The organism is Zobellia roscoffensis, from assembly GCF_015330165.1.
GTDB classification, from domain to species: domain Bacteria; phylum Bacteroidota; class Bacteroidia; order Flavobacteriales; family Flavobacteriaceae; genus Zobellia; species Zobellia roscoffensis.
The window spans coordinates 3,982,466-4,007,819 of the sequence record NZ_JADDXT010000002.1; the positions used below are offsets into that span (position 1 = coordinate 3,982,466).

General features: G+C 37.6%; 24 protein-coding genes. 14 read left to right on the forward strand and 10 right to left on the reverse strand.

All coding sequences use genetic code 11. The annotated features are described in order from the left end of the window. Positions 1-56 precede the first annotated feature (56 nt). The 3 genes from IWC72_RS16040 to IWC72_RS16050 all read left to right on the forward strand — a co-directional run bounded on the left by IWC72_RS16040 (position 57) and on the right by IWC72_RS16050 (position 2,722). Complete coding sequence (locus IWC72_RS16040; protein WP_194530449.1) at positions 57-461, forward strand: MerC domain-containing protein; 405 nt, start codon at positions 57-59, stop codon at positions 459-461. Next, a complete protein-coding gene (gene folE / locus IWC72_RS16045) occupies positions 454-1,125 on the forward strand; it encodes a GTP cyclohydrolase I FolE (protein ID WP_194530450.1) in 672 nt (223 codons plus the stop codon). The genes IWC72_RS16040 and folE overlap by 8 nt, the downstream gene beginning before the upstream one ends. 334 nt (positions 1,126-1,459) lie before the next feature. Continuing rightward, positions 1,460-2,722 (forward strand): aminotransferase class V-fold PLP-dependent enzyme, encoded by a 1,263-nt coding sequence (locus IWC72_RS16050; protein WP_194530451.1) that lies wholly within the window; start codon positions 1,460-1,462, stop codon positions 2,720-2,722. Here the strand turns inward: IWC72_RS16050 and IWC72_RS16055 are convergent, their stop codons facing one another. Continuing rightward, complete coding sequence (locus tag IWC72_RS16055; RefSeq protein WP_194530452.1) at positions 2,723-3,175, reverse strand: Lrp/AsnC family transcriptional regulator; 453 nt, start codon at positions 3,173-3,175, stop codon at positions 2,723-2,725. Between the two features lie 152 nt (positions 3,176-3,327). Between IWC72_RS16055 and IWC72_RS16060 the strand changes: the two genes are divergently transcribed. The 5 genes from IWC72_RS16060 (at position 3,328) to IWC72_RS16080 (ending at position 6,731) form a co-directional block, all read left to right on the forward strand. Next, the gene (locus IWC72_RS16060; protein ID WP_194530453.1) at positions 3,328-4,446 is read left to right on the forward strand and encodes a histidine decarboxylase; all 1,119 of its coding nucleotides are present in this window, start codon (positions 3,328-3,330) and stop codon (positions 4,444-4,446) included. Positions 4,447-4,657: 211 nt separating this feature from the next. Next, positions 4,658-5,338, forward strand: coding sequence for an SIMPL domain-containing protein (locus tag IWC72_RS16065; protein WP_194530454.1), 681 nt, complete (start codon positions 4,658-4,660; stop codon positions 5,336-5,338). A 176-nt stretch (positions 5,339-5,514) separates the two neighbouring features. Continuing rightward, positions 5,515-5,808 (forward strand): 3-hydroxyacyl-ACP dehydratase FabZ family protein, encoded by a 294-nt coding sequence (locus tag IWC72_RS16070; RefSeq protein WP_226979600.1) that lies wholly within the window; start codon positions 5,515-5,517, stop codon positions 5,806-5,808. Between the two features lie 82 nt (positions 5,809-5,890). Then, positions 5,891-6,346, forward strand: a complete 456-nt coding sequence (locus IWC72_RS16075) for a hypothetical protein (protein WP_194530455.1) — start codon at positions 5,891-5,893, stop codon at positions 6,344-6,346. A 7-nt stretch (positions 6,347-6,353) separates the two neighbouring features. Then, positions 6,354-6,731, forward strand: a complete 378-nt coding sequence (locus tag IWC72_RS16080) for a PH domain-containing protein (RefSeq protein ID WP_194530456.1) — start codon at positions 6,354-6,356, stop codon at positions 6,729-6,731. Between the two features lie 37 nt (positions 6,732-6,768). Here IWC72_RS16080 and IWC72_RS16085 read toward each other — a convergent pair whose 3' ends face one another. From IWC72_RS16085 to IWC72_RS16095, 3 genes are read right to left on the reverse strand one after another with little or no spacing between them, the layout of a single operon-like run. Then, positions 6,769-7,485: a hypothetical protein gene (locus IWC72_RS16085; protein ID WP_194530457.1), complete on the reverse strand. Its 717-nt coding sequence runs from the start codon at positions 7,483-7,485 to the stop codon at positions 6,769-6,771. An 11-nt stretch (positions 7,486-7,496) separates the two neighbouring features. After that, a complete protein-coding gene (ggt, locus tag IWC72_RS16090) occupies positions 7,497-9,200 on the reverse strand; it encodes a gamma-glutamyltransferase (RefSeq protein ID WP_194530458.1) in 1,704 nt (567 codons plus the stop codon). 60 nt (positions 9,201-9,260) lie between these two features. Further along, complete coding sequence (locus tag IWC72_RS16095; protein ID WP_194530459.1) at positions 9,261-9,845, reverse strand: acyl carrier protein phosphodiesterase; 585 nt, start codon at positions 9,843-9,845, stop codon at positions 9,261-9,263. An 81-nt stretch (positions 9,846-9,926) separates the two neighbouring features. On the opposite strand from IWC72_RS16095, the gene glmM reads away from it, so the two are divergent. Continuing rightward, positions 9,927-11,315 carry a phosphoglucosamine mutase gene (gene glmM / locus IWC72_RS16100; RefSeq protein ID WP_194530460.1) on the forward strand — a complete coding sequence of 463 codons (1,389 nt, stop codon included), beginning with the start codon at positions 9,927-9,929 and terminating at the stop codon, positions 11,313-11,315. A 209-nt stretch (positions 11,316-11,524) separates the two neighbouring features. Here glmM and IWC72_RS16105 read toward each other — a convergent pair whose 3' ends face one another. Next, on the reverse strand, positions 11,525-12,412 hold the full coding sequence (locus tag IWC72_RS16105; RefSeq protein WP_194530461.1) for a lysophospholipid acyltransferase family protein: 888 nt from the start codon (positions 12,410-12,412) through the stop codon (positions 11,525-11,527). A gap of 56 nt (positions 12,413-12,468) precedes the next feature. Here IWC72_RS16105 and IWC72_RS16110 point away from each other — a divergent pair, with 56 nt between their 5' ends. Together IWC72_RS16110 and IWC72_RS16115 are read left to right on the forward strand one after the other, a co-directional pair. After that, positions 12,469-13,119, forward strand: a complete 651-nt coding sequence (locus tag IWC72_RS16110; RefSeq protein WP_194527200.1) for a rhomboid family intramembrane serine protease — start codon at positions 12,469-12,471, stop codon at positions 13,117-13,119. A gap of 181 nt (positions 13,120-13,300) precedes the next feature. Further along, positions 13,301-14,938, forward strand: a complete 1,638-nt coding sequence (locus tag IWC72_RS16115) for an LVIVD repeat-containing protein (RefSeq protein ID WP_194530462.1) — start codon at positions 13,301-13,303, stop codon at positions 14,936-14,938. A gap of 71 nt (positions 14,939-15,009) precedes the next feature. Here IWC72_RS16115 and IWC72_RS16120 read toward each other — a convergent pair whose 3' ends face one another. Both IWC72_RS16120 and IWC72_RS16125 read right to left on the reverse strand, forming a co-directional pair. Continuing rightward, positions 15,010-16,140: a TlpA disulfide reductase family protein gene (locus IWC72_RS16120; protein ID WP_194530463.1), complete on the reverse strand. Its 1,131-nt coding sequence runs from the start codon at positions 16,138-16,140 to the stop codon at positions 15,010-15,012. A gap of 103 nt (positions 16,141-16,243) precedes the next feature. Beyond that, entirely contained in the window at positions 16,244-16,762 is a 519-nt protein-coding gene (locus IWC72_RS16125; RefSeq protein WP_194527203.1) for a hypothetical protein, read from the reverse strand. 87 nt (positions 16,763-16,849) lie between these two features. Here IWC72_RS16125 and IWC72_RS16130 point away from each other — a divergent pair, with 87 nt between their 5' ends. Beyond that, positions 16,850-19,759: an FAD-binding and (Fe-S)-binding domain-containing protein gene (locus IWC72_RS16130; RefSeq protein ID WP_194530464.1), complete on the forward strand. Its 2,910-nt coding sequence runs from the start codon at positions 16,850-16,852 to the stop codon at positions 19,757-19,759. 1 nt (position 19,760) lies between these two features. Here the strand turns inward: IWC72_RS16130 and IWC72_RS16135 are convergent, their stop codons facing one another. Then, the gene (locus tag IWC72_RS16135; RefSeq protein WP_194527205.1) at positions 19,761-20,624 is read right to left on the reverse strand and encodes a UDP-2,3-diacylglucosamine diphosphatase; all 864 of its coding nucleotides are present in this window, start codon (positions 20,622-20,624) and stop codon (positions 19,761-19,763) included. A gap of 372 nt (positions 20,625-20,996) precedes the next feature. Between IWC72_RS16135 and aroC the strand changes: the two genes are divergently transcribed. After that, positions 20,997-22,067, forward strand: a complete 1,071-nt coding sequence (aroC, locus tag IWC72_RS16140) for a chorismate synthase (RefSeq protein WP_194530465.1) — start codon at positions 20,997-20,999, stop codon at positions 22,065-22,067. A gap of 98 nt (positions 22,068-22,165) precedes the next feature. Beyond that, positions 22,166-23,491 (forward strand): dicarboxylate/amino acid:cation symporter, encoded by a 1,326-nt coding sequence (locus IWC72_RS16145; protein ID WP_194527207.1) that lies wholly within the window; start codon positions 22,166-22,168, stop codon positions 23,489-23,491. Positions 23,492-23,616: 125 nt separating this feature from the next. On the opposite strand, the gene IWC72_RS16150 is transcribed toward IWC72_RS16145, so the two are convergent. Together IWC72_RS16150 and IWC72_RS16155 are read right to left on the reverse strand one after the other, a co-directional pair. Further along, positions 23,617-24,714, reverse strand: coding sequence for an AsmA family protein (locus tag IWC72_RS16150; RefSeq protein ID WP_194530466.1), 1,098 nt, complete (start codon positions 24,712-24,714; stop codon positions 23,617-23,619). 182 nt (positions 24,715-24,896) lie between these two features. After that, a complete protein-coding gene (locus tag IWC72_RS16155; RefSeq protein WP_194530467.1) occupies positions 24,897-25,301 on the reverse strand; it encodes a thiol-disulfide oxidoreductase DCC family protein in 405 nt (134 codons plus the stop codon). Between the last annotated feature and the right edge of the window lie 53 nt (positions 25,302-25,354).

Sequence of the window (25,354 nt, forward strand, 5' to 3'; positions counted from 1 at the left end):
GCAACAACAAATTTTGTGTTTTACATTTGCAACACAGTTGCATTAATAATACATACATGATCGATATTACAAAAAAACCGGACGCTTTAGGTGCATTAGCAAGTTCTTTGTGTCTGGTACATTGCGTTGCCACTCCGTTTTTATTTGTTGCCCAAAGCGGCTTGGTAGTAAATCACCTTACTATGCCTTCATGGTGGAAATTTCTTGATTTTCTTTTTCTTGCCATATCGTTCCTAGCGGTCTACCGTTCCACACAAACTACAACTATCAACTGGATAAAACCAGCCTTGTGGTTAAGTTATGGCGGATTGTTCGTGATTATCATGAACGAAAAAATGGAGCTTTTGCCCATACCTGAAGCAACTATCTATATTCCAACAATAGCTTTGATAGGGTTTCACCTTTATAATAAGAAGTACTGTAACTGTACTACTAACAACCAATGCTGTGCACATGAATAACAAGAATAACGAGCAGATTGAAATATTGGGAGACAACCATTTTTCTGCAAATACGGAAACTCCTTTACGTGCAGATGCCTTTGATAAATCTGATGACGAAAAAATCAAGAACATTCAGCATCATTTTGGAATGATAATGAAAGAAATGGGCTTGGATTTAACGGATGATAGTTTATCCGGCACCCCATATCGCGTTGCAAAAATGTACATAAAAGAGTTGTTTTATGGTTTAGACCCAGCCAATAGGCCCAAGCTTTCTACTTTCAACAATAAATATGGCTATAAAAAAATGCTGGTAGAGCAGAATATTACTATCGATTCTGCCTGTGAGCATCACTTTTTACCCATAGTTGGGCATGCTCATGTGGGTTATATTCCAAAGGACAAAGTAATCGGGTTGTCCAAAATTAACCGTTTGGTAGATTATTACGCGCATCGTCCGCAAGTACAGGAAAGATTGGTTCTACAAATACGCAATGATTTGCAAAAGGTGTTGGATACAGAAGATGTTATCGTATCCGTATGTGCAAAACATTTATGTGTTTCCTCAAGAGGTATTAAAGACAAGAACAGCTTCACTACAACTTTAGAATATGGCGGTTGCTTTGCAGATAAAGCATATAGGGATGAATTTTTGACCATTATAGGGCAACAGGCCGTATAAGAATAGGCAATACGTCTACATCACGCTGTTTTTTAGATAAGAGGGAAGCCTGAAAATGGTAATCCTAGCTTTTTTGTGGCTATTACAAGAATGAAAACTTTGTACTATCATCTTGTAATGCCATTCTATGCACTACATATGACAAAAAAGAATACCCTCTAAATTTCATTATTCTAAAAATCCTACCCTCTAGAAAACACAAAATACAATTCTCTTTAATCCATTTATTGGAACCCATCGCAAAGTCCTATATTTAGTAAGGTCTGGGTTGATTTTATTCAAGTATTGCAATCTAGCCTTTTCTAACTAATTTGATTTTTGTAAAACCGACCTTATGAAAAAACGTGATTTCCTCAAAAATGTATCAATGGCCGCTTTGGGCGCACCATTCTACGGCAGTGCTTTGGCAAATTCGGCAGAAGTTGTTGCACAAACCCCTATACATAAACTAACTACAGATGAAGATTTTTGGTTGAAAGTACGTGAGGATTATAAACTTAAACCAGATTATATTAACCTAGAAAGTGGGTATTACAATATCATTCCAACACCAACACTAGAAGCGCTTCACAAAAATATAGATAAGATAAATTACGAAGGGTCTTATTACATGCGTACCGTACAGTGGGAAAATAAAGCCCGTATGACCGAGAAATTGGGTAAACTCATCGGCACAACAACGAAGAACATCATCATAACCAGAAATGCAACGGAATCGCTAGATATGGTAATTATGGGTCTGGATTGGAAAACTGGCGATGAAGCGGTGTATGCCCTACAAGATTATGGAGCCATGAAACTCATGTTCGAGCAGGTGGCAAAACGTTATGGTGTTATAAATAAAGAAGTTTCAGTACCTAATCACCCAAAATCAGATGAGGAAATTGTCGCCGTTTACGAGAAAGCTATAACCCCAAATACCAAATTGCTGATGGTAAGCCACATGATCAATATTACAGGCCATATCTTACCCGTCAAAAAAATATGTCAGATGGCTCATGAAAAGGGCGTGCAGGTCTTGGTAGATGGAGCTCATTGTATTGGTCATTTTGAATTTGATATTACGGATTTAGAATGTGATTACTACGGTTCAAGCCTCCATAAGTGGTTGGCAGTGCCTTTAGGTACCGGTTTATTGTATGTCGCCGATGAACATATAGATACGCTTTGGCCCATTTTTGCAGAAGCAAAGAGAGAACCGGGTGATATTTCTAGATTGAACCATACGGGAACAATACCGGTATACCATGATTTGACCATTGAAAATGCCATAGATTATTATAATTTATTAGGTGGAGCAAAAAAGGAAGCACGTATGCGCTATCTTCAGGAATACTGGACCAGCAAAGTTCGAAACTTACCCGGGATTTTATTGAACACTCCCAAAGAATCCTATAGAGCTTGTGGTATTGCCAATGTGGGTATTGAGGGAATGGAACCTGCCGACTTAGCAAAGAAATTGTTGGACGATTATCAGATTTTTACCGTCGCTGTTAAGTATGCCAATGTAAACGGATGTAGAATTACGCCCAACGTATTTACAACAACGGATGAACTAGATACGTTTGTAAAGGCTTTGAAAGAAATGGCGGCATAATTATAAACTATAGGCCGTACTATCCTTTACCGAGTCTAGAACAAAGGAAGTGTGTATGGTGGAAATTCCGTCTATTATGGATAGTTTTTGGTTGATGAACAGATGAAACCCTGCGATATCGTCCACAGCAATTTTAAGTAAATAATCAAAGTTTCCTGAGACCTCGTGGCACTCCATTACTTCGGGTAATAAACGCATTTCACTTTTAAAGCTGTCCGCTAATTTCTTCTGCTGCTGCACTAAAGTAACCTGACAATAAGCAATAAGTTTTTTTCCGATTTTATTTCTATCAAGCAAGGCAACATAAGATTTGATAATATCTTGTTGCTCAAGTTTTTTAATTCTCTCATAGGTAGGCGTTACACTAAGTCCGACTTTACCCGCTATTTCTTTGGTATTTTGTTTTGCATTCGCTTGAAGCTGCATGAGTATCTTGTGATCGATCGCATCCATATTAGATTATTTTTCTACGGTTCAACTATTTATCCTTTCAAAAAGAATAAAAACACTTTCATAACAAATATAATAGTTTATTATTCTGTATTTGAAAAATTTACAGTATTTGGTTTTACTATTTGTAATTTTACAGTATAAAATCAACGTATATGAATGATGAGCAACAGGTAGATGAACTGCTAACCAAACTGATCGAAGAAAAAAATAGAGTTTTAGGTTATCCAGTAGCGAAGGACTTTGATTATTCCCGATTGTACGAATTTTTTAAACACCCTATAAATAATGTGGGAGACCCTTATGAGGATAACACCTATAAGGTTCAAACACATGAGATGGAAAGAGAAGTGGTGGATTTCTTTGCGGAACTATTTAGAGCCGACCCAACCGATTATTGGGGCTACGTAACCAACGGAGGTTCTGAAAGTAACCTATATGGTTTGTATTTAGCACGGGAATCGCATCCAAAAGCAATGGTGTATTTCTCGGAATCTACCCATTATAGCGTAAGAAAGAATATTCATTTGTTGAATATGCAAAGTATTACTATTAGAGCGCAAGAGAATGGGGAACTAGATTATGAAGACCTTGAAAATACGTTGCAACTCAACAGGGATAAACCCGCAATTATTCTTACAACTTTTGGTACTACCATGACCGAGGCGAAGGATGATGTTTCTAGGGTAAAGCGGATTATAAAAAAGCTTGCTATTCAAAATCACTACATTCATTGTGATGCTGCTTTAGCGGGTTCATATGGCCCTTTTATTGAACCTAGGATTCCTTTTGACTTTCAAGATGGCGCCGATAGTATTTCCATAAGTGGACATAAATTTATTGGGTCTCCTTTTCCTTCTGGAGTTATCATCGCCAAGCGTTCATTAAGGGATAGAATTGCAAGGGGCATTTCGTATATAGGTTCGTTAGATACAACAATTACAGGCTCTAGAAACGGTCATAGTCCACTTTTTTTATGGTATGCTATAAAGAAAATGGGTGTAAAAGGGTTGGAAGAACGCTACCGTCATAGTTTGGAAACAGCCGAATATTGTAAACAGGAATTAATTAAAATCGGAGTTAAAGCTTGGACGAATCCTGGTAGTATTACGGTAGTGTTTCCTAAAGTAGCTAAATCCATAAAGAACAAATGGCAATTGGCCACAGATGAAGCCACTCATATTATTTGTATGCCAAATGTAACTAAACCACAGATTGATGAATTTATTCTAGATCTGGTAAGTGAAAAGGAGGCTGTGGCCGGGGTAATGTAAACAATTCTTCTTTATGATGTAAAACATCACAAAGAAGTTACTACTCTACCGGGTTGAAAATAGATGCAGCAGAAGCTTATGTTTTTGCTGCAATTTTTATATAAAATTACTTTTAATATAACTTTCTAAATCTTACATGTTTTTGTAGGTTATATTTTGTTAAAGGTTGTAAATTCACAAGTATTACAAACAAAATATTAATCTAAACCAAATGAAAAATAGCTTAGTATTACTATTGGTTTTAATCTTAGGTAATTTATGTAACTCATCAGCCCAAGAAAAATTTATAGAGGTTATGGTTAAAGACACAATAGCGTTAAAACCAATATCTTACGAATTTGAAGTCTTAAGTGATAGTAAATTTAACTATGATTACGACAATCCAAATGGGGCAAGTGAATATGCGGAAAAACTTAGAGCATCTGAAAGTAAAATAGTGAATTTGTTAAAAGAGTATAGTTATGAATTCTCGCTAAGTGGAAATCCAGATGCTAATATTACACTTGAATCAACAGACAAAAAGATATATACTGTAAAAGTTGAGGACTCTTTGGAAAAGGAACTTTTCAAGACTAGAATGAAAAAAGAAGGCGTTAATTTTTACATTTCCAATATTGATTATGAAGACAGGGATACAGAAGCCAAAACGAAGGAAATCTATATTAAATTAATGAAAAGAGCGAAGGAAAGAGCTGAGCTCATAGCAGAGTTAAATCATATGAAAGTTGGGGAAATCGTTGAAATTTCAGAGTCTAAATCAGACTTTAGTTTTATCTCAAGCTTTATCGAGAATTTTGCATATTCTCGTTCTAGTATTGGCTCTTCTACATCGTACTCATTTAATCCAAGTGTTATAGAGAAGAGTATAGTTGTAAAATATGCCGTTAAATAGAAATTCAAATTGAGTAATATTAACTTTTGCATATTTTAAAGTATTAATAAAATTAAAACTGAAATAGAAAAGTTAATACCACATAGATTGATTTCCTTTTTTGTTTGTAGATAAAATTTTAACTGCGAACGAGAAAGAGGTAATCGGGCTAAAAAGTTTTTATAAATGAGGATACAATGTTAACAGGAAGTTTTCCTGATTATGATTTTATACCCGGAATGATTTTAGTTGAATCTATGGCGCAATGTGGAGGTGCAGGTTTAAAGAAAGCCGGACTCGCAGATGGTTTTTTTGGTTTAGTGAGTATGACAGATGTGAATTTTATGAAAGGTGTAACCTATGGAGAGGAAATTAAATATGTAATTCAAAATGTTAGAGTAAGCAATAGGATAATTAAGCAAACAGGTATTGCATTTGCTCAGAATGAACCTGTTGCTGAAGCAACATGGGTTTGCGCTAGAATTGATTGAAAAAGAAATAAACGCTTTTCTCTCCTTTTACCGTTTCAAAATGGGCAGAAATGTATAATCGTTATAACCCAAAACAATGAATATGAAAATTAGTCTAAGAAACCTCATTTTTGCCAATTTCAGTCTTTTACTACTAGTTTTATCCTCTTGTGGTTCAACAAGCTCCACAGCAGAAGCGAAAAATGCAACTCCCCTAGATGGTGTGTGGAAGTTAAGCCATTTCTATAATCTTGCTAATGGAGATACGCTGATTACAGACACCTCCAAAGTACAGCATAAGATTTACTTAGAGGGGCATGTTATCTGGAATACAAACCCAGCTCCGGACGGTTCAGAATGGCATGGGTACGGCACGTACACCTTCAAAAACGATACGATTACCGAAACCTTGACATCCATGTCCAAATCCATGCAGAGTGATGTGAACACCTACATCATTCCAATAGAACGTAGTACCAACAGTTACAAACAGGTAAATACGTACAGTCGTAATGACACTGTTTTTCAGAATATTGAGGTGTATAAAAAATTGAATTAAGTAATTTATGAAAATTGATTTACTAGTAACCTTTAGCGTAACAAAAGAAGAAAACCCCGAAGCAAGTAGAGCAAAGATTGAAGATATACTTATAGACGGAGAGGAAATAAACCTAGCATATTCTCATGTAAGAGATAAAGTTTGGTTTACTACAAAGCGAATAATTGCTATGGATGTTCAGGGACTTACGGGCAGTAAAAAAGAATTTAAGTCTTTTCCGTATTCAAAAATTAGCTCCTTTTCCATCGAAACGGCAGGAACTTTTGATGGCGATAGTGATTTTAAAATATGGGTGAGTGGTGTTGGTGTTTTTGAAATTAAATTCAGAAAATCTTTGAACATCAAAAAAGTCGGGAGATTCTTGAGTGAAAAATTATTGGGTTGATCCTTTCTAAAACCCATCCAAGGCTAAGAATTATCTCTCAATTATATCCCCTAACATCTCCCATATCCAAGGTCATAGGTCCTAGTTTGTGAGAAGTAGGTAGGAAAGCACCGGTTTCCATAATTTTCCAATCGTCCCAAGTCGCTTTGAGTCCGCCTATGGGAATAATACTGACCCACATTTGGTAGCTTTCTGGTAAGCCATTAGCGCCTAGATGCCAGAGGTACGAATCCCCAGGCGTGCTGCCTCCAGACGAGTACGTAATTAGTAAAGCTTTAGAACCGTTCTCTAGGGTAACCAAACTCCGTTCTGTTCCAGGGTCAAAAACTTTAAAAGGCGCTACTAGCCAGAAGGAATCATTATTAAAAAAACCTTCGGCTTTGTTAATCAGTTCGTTTTTAGTTTCACCTATTACTTCCGAACCGTTTTCGAAAACATTACTTTTTGAAGGGTTCTTTAAGAGTAAATGAACATGATAGTCATCCCATTTCACATCAACTTTACCATTCGCTTTATCCCATTTATAATGGTGTGCCCCATTGGCAAAACTCCATTCCAAATACTTGGTTTTTGAATACGCTTCGTTGTTTATGGCGTCTAGCATCTTATGGGCAAGAGCATCGGCCTCAATTCCTGGGGTCCCTTCCGGTAGAGGCTCATTATAAATTAAATAGAGCACCCCAAAACCGATAAGAAGAATAGCGGCAACAATTAAAACGCCTTTTCCAATAATTTTCAATAGTCTTTTTATCATCTACAATCCTATTAAAAACCAACCGCAGTATCATCACCACGGTGATCGGCACCACCTTCCAAAGTACCATCAGGCAGCACACGAATGGCATCTACTTTTCCGATAATAGGCGTCCGGTCTTCATTAATGTTATAACCTTTGGATTTCAGTTCGCTCTTTAATTCATCAGAAAAACCATCTGGCTCAAAAATAACCATATCCGGTAGCCATTGGTGATGGAAACGTGGTGCGTCCACGGCCTCCTGCATACTCATATTAAACTCATATCCGTTTAAAATGGTCTGCGCCACAGCGGTAATGATAGTAGAGCCTCCCGGTGTTCCCACAACCATCCACAGTTTACCTTCCTTTTCTACAATGGTAGGTGTCATACTACTTAACATACGTTTTCCCGGTGCAATGCTATTGGCTTCGGCGCCGACAAGCCCAAACATATTAGGTACTCCGGCTTTGGCGCTAAAGTCGTCCATTTCATTGTTTAAGAAAAATCCGAGCTCGTCACAATAGAGCTTTGACCCATAGGCTCCGTTTAAGGTTGTGGTAACGGAAACGGCATTACCCTCTGCATCAACAATAGAGTAGTGGGTGGTCTCCATACTTTCCGCCATTTGCAGATTTCCTTCACGAACATCTACGGACTTAGTTGCTTTATCAAAGGAGAAATCGTCCATTCTTTCTTCAATATAAGTATCGCTCAAAAGGTCTTCCATTGGTATACTTACAAAATCAGGATCACCCAGCCAATAATTACGGTCCGCATAGGCACGGCGTGCAGCTTCTGTAAACAATTGAACCGTCTTTTCGGAATTATGGCCAAAATCGGCCACATCATACGGCTCCATCATTTTTAATATTTGGTTGATAGTGACTCCACCGCTACTTGGGGGGCTCATAGAAATAATATGAAGATCTTTGTAGCTAAAAGAAACTGGTTCTCTCCATTGTGCTTGGTATTGCTCTAAATCTTCTTCGGTAACGAAACCTCCATTCTCTTGGATAAAACTTGCCAGTACTTTTGCCGTTTCACCTTTGTAAAATCCGTCTCGCCCATCTTTGGCTATCCGGCGCAGGGTGTTTGCAAGAGCAGGATACTTTACCAAATCGCCAGCTTTACAACCAATGGGAAATGTAGTAACACTATCGTTTACTTCTAGGATAACATCACGTACATTTTCAAATCGGGCTGCTTGCTTTTCGGTAACGATAACGCCACTATCGGCCAAAGCAATTACGGGTTCAAGAATATCCGCTAACGGCAAAGAACCAAATTTTTTGTGCACCTCAATGATTCCGGCTACCGTACCTGGCACGCCAACGGCAGTTGCTCCTTTGGTACTCATACCCGGAATAACATTGCCCAACGAATCCAAATACATATCTTTTGTAGCTGATAGTGGCGCTTTTTCACGATAATCCAAAGCACCCACAGAACCATCCGCTTTGCGATAGACCATAAATCCGCCACCACCGACATTACCAGCAAAAGGGTACGCTACTACCAAAGCCATCTCAGTAGCTACCATGGCATCAAAAGCATTACCTCCTTGTTTTAAAATAGTAGCCCCAATAGTAGAAGCCTCTTCTCGTGCAGAAACAACCATGGCTTTTTCAGCAACAACACCAGTGGGTCTTGCGGGTTTAGCGGGTGCGCTTTTGCAGTTTACAAAGAGAAGAAGTAAAAGGGATTTGAGCAGAATTAAACGTGTTGGTTTCATAAGTGGGTCGGTTTAAAGTTTTAATCTATTTAAAAAATCCTATAAGCTTGTTTGTTTTTATTAAAGTGATATAAATTTTTGTTTTGAAAAGACCATAAGCTCCTCAAAGAAAGCGGTAAACTCTTCTTCAAACTTTTCATAGTGCTCCTCAAGATCTAAAATGGCAAAATTCATTTTAGATTTGTTATTCGTTCTCCGGTTCATGCCATTCAAAACTTTGGCTATACCATCCATTTTGGAATAGTTGTATATCCAATTATCAGAAATCATATACGGCATCATCCGTTGCACGCCTGCAGGCAGAATGGTATAATTGTCTTCTAGCAGGTCATAAAAATTCTCCACATAAATATCCAAAGGTGTGTCACTATAGGTATTCCAATTTTTGGCCAGGTAATGATCATAGAATATATCCACGATTACCCGGCTATAGTGGCTATAATTTTTATGCAACCGTTTACTACTTATTTTAGGAATATCATGTGTATCCGTAAAAGTGTCAATTTCGCGGTGTAAAATAATTCCCTGCTGCACCCGTTCTGGTAAATGCTTGTATTTATTGGCGCGAATACTGTCCGCTATAAAGTTTCCCAAGGTAATTTCTTGGTCTCCAAAGGAGAGGTAAATATGTGCAAGAAAATTCATAAGTCCGAATTTACAAATTGCAAACATAGTATTAGCCCTAGACCTGTATATTTGCATAAACTATTTAGAATTTAGAAAAAAATGACATTAATAAAATCGATTTCAGGAATACGTGGTACCATCGGCGGCCGTTCTGGTGATAACCTTACCCCAATTGACGCTGTAAAATTTGCAGCAGCTTATGGAATATGGCTTAAAGAGTATTCAAAAAAAGACAAGTTGAAAGTGGTAATTGGTCGTGATGCCCGTCTTTCTGGTGAAATGATTCAGAACCTTGTAGTTTCTACCTTGGTAGGATTAGGTATAGACGTTGTTGATTTGGACCTTTCCACAACACCTACCGTTGAGATTGCTGTGCCTTTGGAAAAAGCAGATGGAGGTATAATTTTAACTGCTAGTCACAATCCAAAACAATGGAATGCATTAAAACTTCTGAATGAAAAAGGGGAGTTTTTAGATGCCGCTCAAGGTGCTAAAATTCTTGATATTGCCGATAAAGAAGATTTTGATTTCTCTGAAGTAGATGATTTAGGGAGTATTACCAGAAACGATTCATATATAGATATCCATATTGATGAAGTATTGGATCTTCCCTTAGTGGATGCAGATACCATCCGAAAGGCAAAATTCAAAGTTGTGGTAGATGGCGTGAATTCTACCGGAGGTATCGCTATTCCTAAACTCTTGGAAGAGCTAGGAGTGGAAGTTGTAAAATTATACTGTGACCCAACAGGCCATTTCCCACATAATCCAGAACCTTTAAAGGAGCATTTAGGAGATATCTGTGACTTGGTAATCAAAGAAAAGGCGGACTTTGGAATCGTAGTAGATCCAGATGTTGACCGTTTGGCATTTATTGACAATACAGGTGAAATGTTCGGAGAAGAGTATACATTAGTGGCTTGTGCGGATTATGTTTTGGGCAAGACCAAAGGAAATACGGTTTCTAACCTATCTTCTTCCCGTGCTTTACGAGATATTACCCAAAAGCATGGTGGTACCTATGAGGCTGCTGCAGTAGGAGAAGTAAATGTAGTAACCAAAATGAAAGCGAATAACGCCATTATTGGTGGAGAAGGCAACGGAGGAATAATCTACCCAGATAGTCATTACGGTCGGGATTCACTGGTTGGTACGGCTTTATTCTTAATGTTGATGGCCGAAAAAGGGGGGACTGTTGCAGAATTACGTGCTAGTTATCCATCATACTTTATGAGTAAAAAGAAAATACAATTAACACCAGGTTTAGATGTTGATGGTATTCTTAAGGCTATGGCCGAAAAATATAAAGATGAGGAAATATCTACTATAGACGGAGTGAAAATAGATTTTGCAGAAAATTGGGTACACTTGAGAAAATCCAATACGGAACCTATTATCCGTATTTACACCGAAGCGAAGAGTCAGTCTGAAGCAGATAAACTTGCCAATCGCGTTATTGGTGAGATAAAAGAAGTTGCAGGGTTGTAACAAGCCCACCCTTCGACTAGGCTCAGGGTTGTGCTTTAAGATTTAACGCTTGGAATGTTTAATGAGATTATTCTCATTTTGATTCTGAGCGTTTTTTTGTGCATAAACTCTCTTGGAGCTTGGCCATAATTAAACACCCCTTTCAGCGCAGTCAGTTTGAAACTATTGGTCATAACTGCCCCCTTCCTGAGCACAGCCGAAGCGAGGGGTTACTGAAACTCCACAGGCACCTTATTCCTGTGTTTCCAGCGTCTATGTGTCCATAGGTAATATTCAGGTTGCTCTTTAATTTGCTGTTCAGCAAGTCGAAGAAAAGTATCGGTAATCTCATGCTTTTCCGTTGATTTTCCGGAAGTGGTTATGGGAATAAACTCGGCACTATAATAGCCCCTTTTCACTTTAGAGACTTTCAAGAAAACTACGGCAAGGTCCATTTTTCTGGCCAAACTTTCCGCTCCATTAATTACAGGAACTTTCACACCCATAAACTCCGTCCAATACTGTGCACGTGACCTCTGCGGAGATTGGTCACTTACCATACCAAAAATACCGGTTACGTTGTTCTTATAATTTAGTAATACGGTTTTAGCAGTCTCCTCTTTGGTAATTAAAGTTGTATTCCAACGAGCTCTAACCTTTTTAATCCATTGGTCAAAATAGGTGTTGCTTACCTTCTGGTAAACGGCATAACCTTTAGCATTTACATAATTATTCATGCTAACATTCCACTCCCAATTGGCGTAATGAGAACAAACAACAAGAATACTTTTTTCTTTTTCAATTTCTTGTAAAACTTCTATATTCTTAACAGTATAGCGTTTTTTTACAGTCTCTTTAGAAAGACTCATTGTTTTAACCATTTCTAAGAACATATCGCACATGTGGTGATAAAACTTCTTTTCGATGTCTTTTATTTCTGCCTTTGTTTTCTCTGGAAACACTAATTCTAGATTCTGGCGTACTACATCTTTTCGGTATCCAACAACTCGGTAGATCCAAAAGAAAACAAAATCAGAAAATCCATAAAAAAGGCGATAGGGAAGTATAGAAATTAACCATAGCAACGGATACACCAAAACAAAAACAAGCAACTGCATGAAAACTTTTTAATGCACAAATATAGCTATATTTGACACGAAATTAACTTCACAATATGAACAACCTAGATATTGCCACTATCGTGGTAATTGCAGCCAATATTTTAGTCTCTTTAAAAGGATTTAATGATACGGCTTTCTTTGAACGTTATAAATTTGGCATCGGTCAGATTCAAGCTGGCCAGAAAGACCGTATGGTTACCTCGGGTTTTTTGCATGTAGATATTGCACATCTTTTCTTCAATATGTTTACACTTTACTTTTTTGCCCCTGTAGTAGTTAGCTGGTTTGGGTCAGGAAAATTTATAGGTATCTATTTCATTAGCTTATTAGCGGGTAGTCTTTTAGCAATGTTCTTTCATAAAGACGAACCACATTATAGCGCAGTAGGGGCAAGTGGGGCAGTTACAGGCGTATTATACGCAGCTATTCTTTTGCAGCCTAATATGCAATTGGGTATTATGTTCATTCCTCTGCCAGTTCCGGCTTATGTTTTTGGTATTGGTTATTTATTGTATTCTATTTATGGCATGAAAAGCCGTTTAGGCAATATTGGACATACGGCCCATTTTGGCGGAGCCATTGGTGGGTATGTAAGTACACTTCTGTTTATGCCTCAACTACTAGTAAATGAGCCACTTATGGTAGGGTTGTTAGCTTTACCTATTATTATCCTTTTAATAATGGCCAAGTTAGGTAAGATATAAGTTGCCGTTTATCGATATTTTTTAATAAACTTCTTAGTTAACACATCAATATTTCGATAAATAGGCTAGAAAAGCCAGTTATATAGGTATTTCATCGAAAAAATACAAGACAGGTATACAGTTGAACGTAGTTTTACGTTCTGTTAGAACCCAAATCTAATAGCTTTTAAACCTACTTATAATGAAAAGACTTTCCCTCGCTGCATTAGCAGCTGTTGCATTTGTTACCTCTTGTAGCGATGAGACTACTGTGTTTAGTGATACTGAAGACAATATTTCTCTTGAAGCAAAAGAATCAGTATTAGAAAATAGTATCCTTTATGATGATGCCGGTGTACTAGAAATTAATAATACAGATGGTGCTTCAGGTAAAACATCTAAAACTATTGAAGAAATGGCAGGTGATTATCCGTTAACGTTAATTGCGCGTGTGGATCCACCTTCATATACTGGTGCTGAAAACCTAACTGCTTCACATGTAGATGTAGATGGTAATTATGCCTATGTATCCTACAATACAGTTGAAGACGGTTATGCCGGTGGTATTGATATTATAGATGTAAGTGACCCGAACAATCCTAGAGTAACTTCTAGGTTATACTATTCCAATGCAGATATTAACGCCATTGCCTATGATGATGGATATGTATATGCTGTTGGTGGTGTAGATGCAGAAAAATCGGTTAGAGCTACGGCGAACTCATTTGTGGTTAAAATTCCTGCTTCTGGAGGAAGATTGGATACAAGTGGCGACTTGGTATATGGTTTTCAAGAAGGATTTACGGCCAATGATGTAAAAATATCATCTGATGGCGTTTTGGTTACGAGTGGTAAAGATGGTTTGTTGACGTCTTATAAGAGCACTGACCTTTCTACTCAAAACGATGTTTCTTTTTCCGATTTACGTTCCGTAGCGCATAATAATGGAACTATTGCAGTTTTAGATGCCAGTAATGGTGTGAGTATTATGGATACCGATTTTACCGTAAGTCAGGAAATTTCAATTAGTTCGGACTTTGGAGATAATAGTAAGAGAACTTTAGATTTTTCAGGAGATAGAATATTTGTTTCTGAAGGTTCTAAGGGTGCTGGAGTTTATAATATGACCAGTGGAGATTTAGTACAATATATCCCTATTCTTTTGAATCCTGAAGGAACCGAAAGTGAAAACATCGTAACCAACGCCGTAGCAATTAACGAAGATGTGTTGCTTATGGCCAATGGTGGTGCGGGCTTGTGTCTTTCCGAAGAAAAAGATGGTCAGACTAATATTATAGGTGTTGTTGATTTGGATGGCTCTATAAACTTTGTAGCCTCAAAAGGTGATTATATTTTTGCCGCTTCTGGTAAAGCCGGTCTTCAGATTGTTAAATTGAACAGACCTGATGAAAGCTTAGAAGCACGTTGTTCTGATTTGCTTTATTACTCTGGTAGTTCTAACCTGTCAGTAAATGAAGGTGAAACTAAAGAATACAAAGGGTCTAAATGGTTCAATACCCTTAATGTAAACGGTTCTTTGTTATTATGTGGTACCTGGGCAGTAAAAAATAGTAGCTACATAAATAGTGGTGGATTATTTGAAATGAACGGTACGTTGTATATCGGTAGAAATAATTCTAAAAAAAATATTACAGTTAATAAAGATGCTACCCTTAGAATTGAAGGTAACTTAACAGTCTATGGAGATATAATTCTTAATGACGGAGCTACCCTTGAGTTTATAGGTGATGACTCTGTAGCAAATGTCTTTGGAAGTGTTAAAAAACTTGGAAGCGCTAAAGTTACAGGAGAGTTTAGAGATGTCCGTAACAAGTTCTAATAACAAATCATATAAAATCAAAAGCCCCGAACGGAAATACGTTCGGGGCTTTTTTTATAGGGCTTAGAATTCTATTGAAGAAGTTCAGCTACTTTTTGTTCCAAAGCAGGACCTCTAAGATTTTTTGCAATGATAACACCATTCTCATCCAACAAGAAAGCTGCTGGTATAGCATCTACATTATATAATTTAGCGATTGGATCGTTAAAATAGGCGAGGTTAGAAACTTGGTTCCAAGTAAGACCGTCGTCTGCAATTGCTTTCTTCCAAGCATCTCCCGTTTTGTCCAAAGAAACACCAATAATGTTTAGACCTTTGTCATGGTATTTCTCATAAACATTTACAACGTTAGGATTTTCCGCACGACAAGGCTTACACCATGCAGCCCAAAAATCTATTAAAGTAACTTTGCCTAAAGCATCGGCAAGGGCTAATTCTTTTCCATCAGGAGTAGGAGCGGTAAAAGCAGGAGCTTTGGCCCCTATAGCCGTACTCTTTTGACTCTCTTCGGTTTTTTTCTGAGCATCTAATTTTTCAAGAACAGAAACAGCAGCTTTTGTTTTCTGAATTTCTGGAGAAAGGCCGTCATACATGGCTTGAGCCTCTTCTCCAGTTACGGCGCGAGCTCCAATAGCCCTATCGATTAATAGAACAGATATAAGTGCGTCTGGATGCTCCTTTATATAAGTAAGCTCAAAGTTCTTATATTCCTCTTGCAGCTCCATCATCTCATCACGGAGTGAATTTGCCGTGGCCTCATCGGCAGACTGCTGGGCATTTTGCATATCTTGCTGTATAGATTGTGCCTGTGCGGTAATTTTTTTGGACTGGTCCATGTAATCCATGAACACTTCGTTTTGCTTAGAACCTTTTACGGTAGCAAAACCTAAGCTGTCTTTCTGTGCTTTAAGTTCAATATCACCATTTTCCAAGATTACAGCAGTGTAGCCCATTAGTTTATCAACAAAAACATAATGCATTTCTGGAGTATCGGCAACACCGTTAAAAGTAAAGGTTCCGTTGTCTACAGTAGTTGTGTCCACATCTACAGGCTGGCCATTTTCACCCATGGCTCTTAGAAATACTTTTGTTCCGTTTTCTACTTCACCGGTAATATTTCCTTTAAAGTTATACCCTTCGGGCTTTTGGTTACAGGCCACTAAGCCGATTAGGATACAGATTGACAATACTATTTTTTTCATTCTTTTTATTTAAGATTGAGCAAATGTAGGTATATATCGGAACAAAAAAAAGCCCTTAACATTATGAGTCAAGAGCTTAGGTTTGTATTGTTATTTAATTGCTTCAGAACTGATAACGGATACCCAAAGCAATATCAAAATTAAATTTGTTATCAAAATTCTTAAATCCGACTAGACCTAATTCCGGTCTAAAATCTAATGATACCACAATAGGAAGGTCGGGATTGTACTCTACACCAACATCTCCAGCAATAAAAACAAAGAGTCCACCGTCAGGGTCTTCGGCAATAGTAGGGTTGTTTTTATTGGGAACCGGAGAGAAATCTACACTTCCTAATCCACCACCAGCACCGTAAAACCAATTAAATCCTTGATCAATTTCATATACCCATTGGTAAACTCCTGTAAGTTTAACGGCATCAAACTCACGACTATCTCGGTAACCAAGGTCTAGTTCGGCACGTGTATAGCGCCCAATAGATTTTTGGTACGATATTTCAGCTCCAAAACCATCACTATCTCCAAGACGCAAACCTAATGCGTTATCTGCTATTTCTTGAGCTTGGAGTGAAAGTGCGGTGAAGCAAACGCAAATAAAAAATAAAAGTTTCCATTTTTTCATATTCTTGTGATTTTTGATTCTAAAAAGGCATTAAACGTTCGCCTTTCAACCATAAAAACTTAATTTAGCAATCTAAATTGTTTACCGTTGAATAAAAATTTACTGCAAGAATTAGCTAATTCTCTACAAGGCCGCGTTTTATCGGATAGTTTAACAAAAACCCTGTACGCCACGGATGCATCCGTGTATAGAAAAATTCCTACAGCTGTCACTTTTCCTGAAACGACTGAGGATTTAAAAACACTAATTCAGTTCGCAACTAAACATAAAGTTGGTCTTATTCCCCGTACCGCAGGTACCTCTTTGGCGGGACAAGTGGTTGGCGAAGGAATTGTTGTAGATACCTCTAAGCACTTTACAAAAATCGTTAGTGTTGATGAGAAAAACAAACAGGTTACTTTACAACCTGGTGTTATTCGAGATGAACTGAATCAGCATCTTGAACCCTACGGACTGTTTTTTGGACCTAACACTTCTACAGCAAACCGTTGTATGGTAGGGGGTATGGTAGGTAACAATTCATCGGGAACAACTTCAATTAAGTACGGTATTACCCGTGAAAAGATTATTTCACTTAAAACGGTATTGTCTGATGGAAGCGAAGTAGAATTCAAGGCTCTTACTGCCAGTGAATTTGAAGAAAAGATGAGCTTAAACACTTTAGAGGGTACTATTTATAGGGAAATCTATAAAGAATTGTCACCTAAAGAAGTGCAGCAACACATTTTTGAGGAGTTTCCAAAACCGAAAATACACAGAAGAAGTACAGGTTACGCCGTAGATGAACTGCTAAACACCAATGTGTTTGGTGGCACCGAAGAAAAAATAAACCTTTGTAAATTATTGAGTGGTAGTGAGGGTACTTTGGCCTTTACTACTGAGATTACTTTTCAACTGGACGATATTCCGCCTAAGCTTTCGGCAATGGTGGTAACCCATTACAATACACTAGAAGACTGTCTTACCGATGTTGCACCGGTTATGGAACACGATTTGCACCTGTGTGAAATGATGGATAGGGTGATTCTAGATTGTACCAAAAACAATAGGGAGCAACTTAAAAATCGGTTTTTTGTTGAGGGCGACCCAGCGGCATTATTAATGTTGGAGGTTAAAGCACATACCCAAGAAGACCTAGAACGTCAAATAAATGCGGTTCTTGCAACAGTGAAATTGTCGGGACTTAGTTATTCCGAAGCTATATTGAGAGATGGGGATGTAAATAAAGCGGTTGTTCTTCGTAAAGCTGGTTTAGGCCTTTTGGGGAATATGGTAGGCGACCGTAAAGCGGTAGCTTGTATTGAAGATACCGCTGTTGCTATTGAAGATTTAAAACCTTTTATAGGTGAGTTCACCAAGATTATGGACGGCTATAAACAATCTGCCGTGTACTATGCCCATGCCGGTGCAGGAGAGTTACACTTACGCCCCATATTGAACTTAAAGAAAAAGGATGATGTGGTCATGTTTAGGGACATTACTACAGACGTGGCACACTTAACTAAAAAGTACAAGGGATCGTTTAGTGGTGAACACGGCGATGGTATTGTGCGTGCGGAGTTTATCCCCATTATGATAGGTGAGCAAAATTACCAATTACTAAGACGGATAAAATCTTATTTTGACCCTGAAGGCATTTTTAATCCTGGGAAAATTGTTGATGCCTATCCTATGGATGAATCGTTACGATATGAGGTAGATAGAGACGAACCGAAGATTAAAACTTTACTCGATTTTTCGGATAGTGAAGGCATTCTAAAAGCTACCGAGAAGTGTAACGGCGGCGGTGATTGTAGAAAAACCGAAAATGCTGCTGGTGCCATGTGTCCTAGTTTTCATGCTACAAGAGATGAGAAGCACACCACACGTGGTAGGGCAAATGCATTACGTGAGTATTTAACGGTTGGAGAACAAAAGAACAATTTTGACCAAAAAGAATTAAAAGAAGTTTTTGATCTTTGTTTAAGCTGTAAAGCTTGTGCTACCGAATGTCCAAGTAATGTAGATGTAGCGACTTTAAAGGCAGAATTTTTATATCAATACCAAGAAGCGAACGGCTACCCTATGCGTGGTAAATTATTCGCCTATAACACCACACTGAATAAGTTGGGGAGCAAAATGCCGGGGCTTACAAATGCGGTATATGATTCTAAATTCTTTGGTGGGTTATTAAAAAAAACAGCTGGTGTAGCACCAGAAAGAAGCTTGCCTAAAGTTTCAAGTTTTAATTTTGATAACTACTTACAATCTTTTAAAAATAAGCACACTAGTACAAAACAAAAGTTAGCACTCTATATTGATGAATTCAGTCAGTATTTAGATATTGAGTTAGGGAAGGATGCTATTGAAGTATTAATTAAACTTGGGTATGACGTTCAACTCTTCTATGGTGAAAGTGGCAGAACCTACCTTTCTAAAGGGTTTTTAAAACAAGCCAAAAAATTAGCTTTAGCGAATATACCTAAGTTAAAAAAGTTTGCTGACGAAGGAATACCGGTAATTGGTTTAGAACCTTCCGCAGTTTTAACTTTCAGGGATGAGTACAAACGCTTTTCGCAAGATGAAGAAACAACGAGTGCCATTGCATTGAATACATTTCTATTAGAAGAGTTTCTTGCTCTGGAAATACAGAAAAAAGAAATTTCGTCTGACTTATTTACCAAGGAGGCTAAAACAGTGAAGATTCACGCACACTGTCATCAAAAGGCTTTGAGTAATCAAAAAGTCACTTTTGATGTGCTCAACCTTCCTGAAAACTATAAGGTTTCCATTATTAGCTCCGGTTGTTGTGGAATGGCCGGTTCTTTTGGGTATGAAAAAGAGCATTATGAGGTCAGCATGAAGGTAGGGGAATTAAAACTTTTCCCATCCGTAAGAAAATCACCTGAAGACACCATTATTTCAGCAAATGGAACCAGTTGTAGGCATCAAATTTATGATGGCACTAAGCGGGAGGCTCTGCATCCCGTGACGATTTTAAAAAATGCGCTAGTTTAGACTAGTTGTCAGTTGGAGTTTCACCTTCTTTTTTAGGTTTTGACTTTGCAACGGCAATGGAATTTATGAGATCTTGCATATTCATGTTCTTCAGTTCTTCATCCATAAAAAAAGGGGAGAGTTTATCGTGATTGTAACGATACACTTTCCATCGTTTTAAAGAGTATTCAAGTGCGGTGAGGTTTCCCACCCAATCCCCTGAATTTAAATAAGTACAAGACCCTTTACTAGTCTGGTGTAGACTTTTTTTAGGCTGATGGATATGCCCGCAAACTACATAATCATATCCGTTTTCAATGGCAATATCCGCAGCAGATTTTTCAAACTTACTAGTGACCTCTAAACTTTTTTTTCCGTTTTTCTTTATTTTGTTGGAAAGTGAATATTTGTCTTTCCCTCTTTTTTTCAAAGACCAATTGAACATTCTATTCGCAATGAAAAGGAATGCATAGCCAAAACTCCCCAATTTAGCGAACCATCGGGCATTTTTGATAGAGAAATCAAAAACATCACCATGAAAAAACCAAGCTTTCTTACCATGCAGATTTAAGACCAACTTATTGACTATATGTAAATTTCCCAGTGAAATACCGGCAAACCTCCTCATCAAATCATCGTGATTACCGGTTATATAATAAACCTCGGTACCTTTCATGGAAAGTGTAATAATCTTGCGTAAAACCTTGGTGTGTACGGTTGGGAAGTAATTTTTATTAAAGCGTTTAATATCTAGAATATCGCCGTTTAGGATAAGGGTTTTAGGTGAAATGCTACTTAAATACGTGAGTAATTCATCTGCATGACATTCAAGAGTGCCCAAATGTGCATCTGAAATTACGGAGATATCTATTTTTCGTTTTTTCATATTCAATTGGTGTGTACTACTGTTTAGTATTCTGAGTCACTTAAAAAACGAAGAAATAACAGGCGGGTATACCAGCATTCCATTTTATAAGAAGGGGATATACAAATTAATCATATACATGTAAAGTCTGAGTAAAATTGACACTATCAATAGATGTTGAAACCATTAAATAAACTTTAAGAGCTATATGTGTGATGATATAGTGAATAGCTAAAGCCTAATTTTGTGGTCAATGATTTAAGATTTATCTTTACTGCTTGCTTAAACAGAAAACTAAAACTACTCTGGACGGAACAAATTCATGTTCAATTATAGATTTTTAAGATTTTAGTCTTTATTGATCGAGCTAGTATTAACTTTTAATTTTTTAGAATGGCAGGAAATTCTTTTGGAAACCTATTTAAACTCTCCACTTTTGGGGAATCTCACGGTGCAGCAATAGGAGGTGTTTTAGATGGATGTCCTTCAGGAATTGAAATTGATTTTGATGCCGTTCAAAATGAACTAAACCGAAGAAAACCTGGACAATCTGCAATTGTAACCCAAAGGAAAGAACCGGACACGGTGGAATTCTACTCAGGTATTTTCGAAGGCAAGACTACGGGAACACCCATTGGCTTTGCTATTCACAATACCAATCAAAAATCTCACGATTATACACACATTAAGGACTCTTACAGACCGTCTCACGCGGATTATGTGTACGACCAAAAATATGGGTTTCGGGATTACCGTGGCGGAGGACGCAGTTCTGCCCGCGAAACTGCAAGTAGGGTAGTAGCAGGAGCAATTGCCAAGCAATTCCTGTCCGAAATGAAAATCAACGCCTATGTTTCTCAAGTAGGTAATATGAAAATGGGAACTCCATATCAAGAATTGGACTTTTCATTAATCGAATCCAATCCTGTGCGCTGCCCTGATCCAGAAATGGCAGCCAAAATGGAAGCGTACATAAAAGAGGTGCGCGGAGAAGGAGATACTATTGGCGGTATTATTACATGTGTGATGCAAAATGTGCCAATAGGCCTTGGTGAACCGGCATTTGATAAACTTCATGCCGAATTGGGAAAAGCAATGCTATCCATTAACGCTGTAAAAGGTTTTGAATACGGAAGCGGATTTGCAGGTGTTGCTATGAAAGGCAGCGAGCACAACGATCAATTCAATCAAGATGGAACTACCAAAACCAATAATAGCGGTGGTATTCAAGGAGGAATTAGTAATGGAATGGACATTTACTTTAATGTCGCTTTTAAACCTGTAGCTACAATAATTCAACCCTACCAAACTATTGATAAAGACGGTAATTTCGTACAAACAAAAGGTAAAGGTCGTCATGATCCTTGTGTAGTACCACGTGCTGTACCTATTGTTGAGGCAATGGCTGCATTAGTAATGGCAGATTTTAGATTGCTAAATCGTACCATTAAGGTAAATTCGTAATCATTTTATTGGCAATTCATTAAATCCATATGCGATTTGTAGGTTGTTTTTCTGCTTTCGGACCAAAAGCAGTATATTACTTCCTTAAACTTTGATGCATGCAAAAATTGGAATTACACTGGAGGATACTGATCGGAATGATCCTAGGTATTCTCTTTGGCTTTGGAATGACTTATGTAGAGTGGGGAAAGGACTTTGTTCTAGACTGGATTAACCCACTAGGGACGATTTTCGTCAAACTTCTGAAGCTCATTGCAATTCCACTTATTTTAGCTTCGCTGATAAAGGGAATATCAGATTTAAAGGATATTTCAAAATTCCGAAATATTGGTCTACGGACTATTGCCATTTATATTGGCACTACGATAATTGCCATTTCCATCGGACTTATTTTAGTAAATCTTCTCAAACCAGGAGAGGGTATATCTGAAGACACCATAACAAAATTAACCGAAACCTATTCTAATGATAGTGGTGTTACATCAAAGTTAGAAGAAGCGCATAGACAGCAAGACAGTGGTCCTTTGCAATTCTTGGAGGATATGGTGCCGGATAATGCGTTCAAAGCATTAGGAGACAATAGTTTAATGCTCCAAGTAATTTTCTTTACCATTTTTATGGGTATTTCTATGCTATTGATAGGAGAGGAGCGGGCTAAACCCTTAAAGAATTTTTTCGACTCGTTAAATGACGTAGTTTTAAAGATGGTAGATTTAATTATGCTCACTGCTCCAGTTGCAGTATTTGCCCTATTGGCAAACGTAGTAGTTTCTTCCGGAGATTCAGATTTATTGTTTGCACTGCTTAAATATGCTGGTGTAGTAGCTTTAGGGCTCATGCTAATGATTGTCTTTTATAGTATTGTCGTAGCCACATTTACACGTTACAATCCGTGGAAATTCTTAAAAGAAATGGCTCCGGCCCAACTTTTGGCATTCTCCACAAGTTCTAGTGCAGCCACTCTGCCAGTGACTATGGAGCGTGTGGAAGAACATATAGGTGTAGACAAAGAAGTGTCTAGTTTTGTACTTCCTGTTGGTGCTACCATAAATATGGATGGAACAAGCCTTTATCAAGGTGTTGCTGCGGTTTTTATTGCTCAAGCCTTAAGTTTTGATATGCCCTTTTCTGCACAGTTAACAATTGTACTTACCGCTTTATTGGCCTCCATTGGTTCTGCCGCCGTACCCGGAGCAGGAATGGTAATGCTTGTAATTGTTCTTGAGGCTATTGGCTTTCCTCAGGATAAATTGGCAATAGGTCTCGCTCTTATATTTGCCGTAGATAGACCTTTGGATATGCTCCGTACCGTAGTAAATATTACAGGTGACGCCTGTGTTTCTATGTTGGTCGCAAAATCCGTAGGCAAACTAGGTAAACCCAAAGTAAAAAACTGGGATGATAACTACAGTGAGGTCAAATAGCTTTTAAAATTATACCAAAGTAGAAAAGTCAGTTTGTTCATTCGAACAAACTGACTTTTCTACTCAATACTCAATACTCAATACTCAATACTCAATACTCAATACTCAATACTCAATACTCAATACTATTTTTTCTCACTATCAGCTCCTTCTTCTGCATCTTTAAAAGTGATATCATCATCAACAACACCTTTAAAAGCTTGAATCCATGCATTTTTGAAGATATTGGTAACGGTAGGCCAAAGTTTTGTGCCCACATTGTTCAGGTCACCTTCTAGTGGTACTTTAGTTGCCAAGGTGTCGTTTTTTTGATTTTTTAAGAGGAATTTAAAGAAACCTACAAACCCTTCCCATAGTGTTGATAAAAAGCCATCATCCTTTCCAATGAGTTTTCCATTTTTAATTATCGGTTTAATGGAACCTTTTAAGAATCCATCGGCAATGGCAACTTCTCCAAAAACCTCAAAGGTGCCACTATCAAAATCAATCTCGGCATAATATTTAGTAAAATCGTTTAAAGCTTTAACATCGGCATTCGTTATGGAAAAAGCAATATCCATATCCGGTATTTCTTTTACTAGATTCATTTTCCCATCCAACTCCATAGCTCCATTTCCTATAGAGGTAGCTGTAGCATGCATATCAGAAGGCAATGTACGTTCTTGCTGTACCACGTTTCTTAGGTTGGTCGCATGCAGATTAATATTTTTCAGATTTAAATCTATGCTAGGATCAGCTTGAAGTTGCACAAAGGCAGCCATGCCTTCTGCTATTTTCAGATTGTTGATTTCTATAGGAACCAAATCGGTGAGAGCTTTGCTCCAATCTTCCACTTCCGGTTCGTTTATACTGTCTTGCTGGTCTTCAAATACATAGATTACTTTTGGGCGTAAAATTTCTATTTCACTAACAATTTTGCCATCTAACAGTGCACTCCACTCTACAGAAATATCTGTTCTTTCAAAATCCAAGAAAGGCACTTCTGAACCTGCTTCAACTTTTCTAAGAGATAGATTTTCAATAGTATAGGCGCCACGATATAAAGCGATATCAATACCATCAACATGCCCATAATAACCAGGAATCTCGGCCAAAACATTATTTACATACTGCTTAACGAGAACTGGCATCAATAAGCGTAGAACAATTAGAAAAACTATAATTCCAACTGGAATTATGAACCGTTTTTTGCGTAAACCTCTTTTTTTTCTGTTATCTGCCATAGCCAAAATATTGATTACAAAAATCGAATATTTGGCTGAGCAAAACTTGTGCATATACATAAAACACTGCCTCATAAAGGATTAGGCTTATGTTTTTTATAGAGAACTTAAAGTACGAGTAAGAAATGTGAAAAACGGGAGTGAGTGCAATTTAAGGGGTTACAACCAGTCAGTGACAATGACTATAAAAACTTAGCCTTTAATTCCGGTGTAGGAATCATACATTGTTCTTTTTTGCCATACCATTTATAACGATTACGCGCTATAAAATCATATACGATATCGCGTAAACTACCAGGAATCCATAATAAAATGGACGAAATCACTTTGTAACCTTTTAAATTCTTACCGATTTCCAAAGCTGCATCGGATTTAATATAAAACGCAACACCTGGATTGATTAAAATGATGGAATCAATAGTGTCAGCATCTATATTTCGCTCAGAAATTAGCTTCTGGCCCAATTCACTTTGTAATGGGGTGTAACGGAAAATATCATTTGTATCACGTTTAATGATAAATTGAATAGCGCCATTACACAAGTTGCATACGCCATCAAAAAGAACGATTTGTTTTGAATTTTCCACTTTGTAAAATTAGTCTAGTATTTGTTGAAGTCCTAAGCTTTAATCCTATTTAA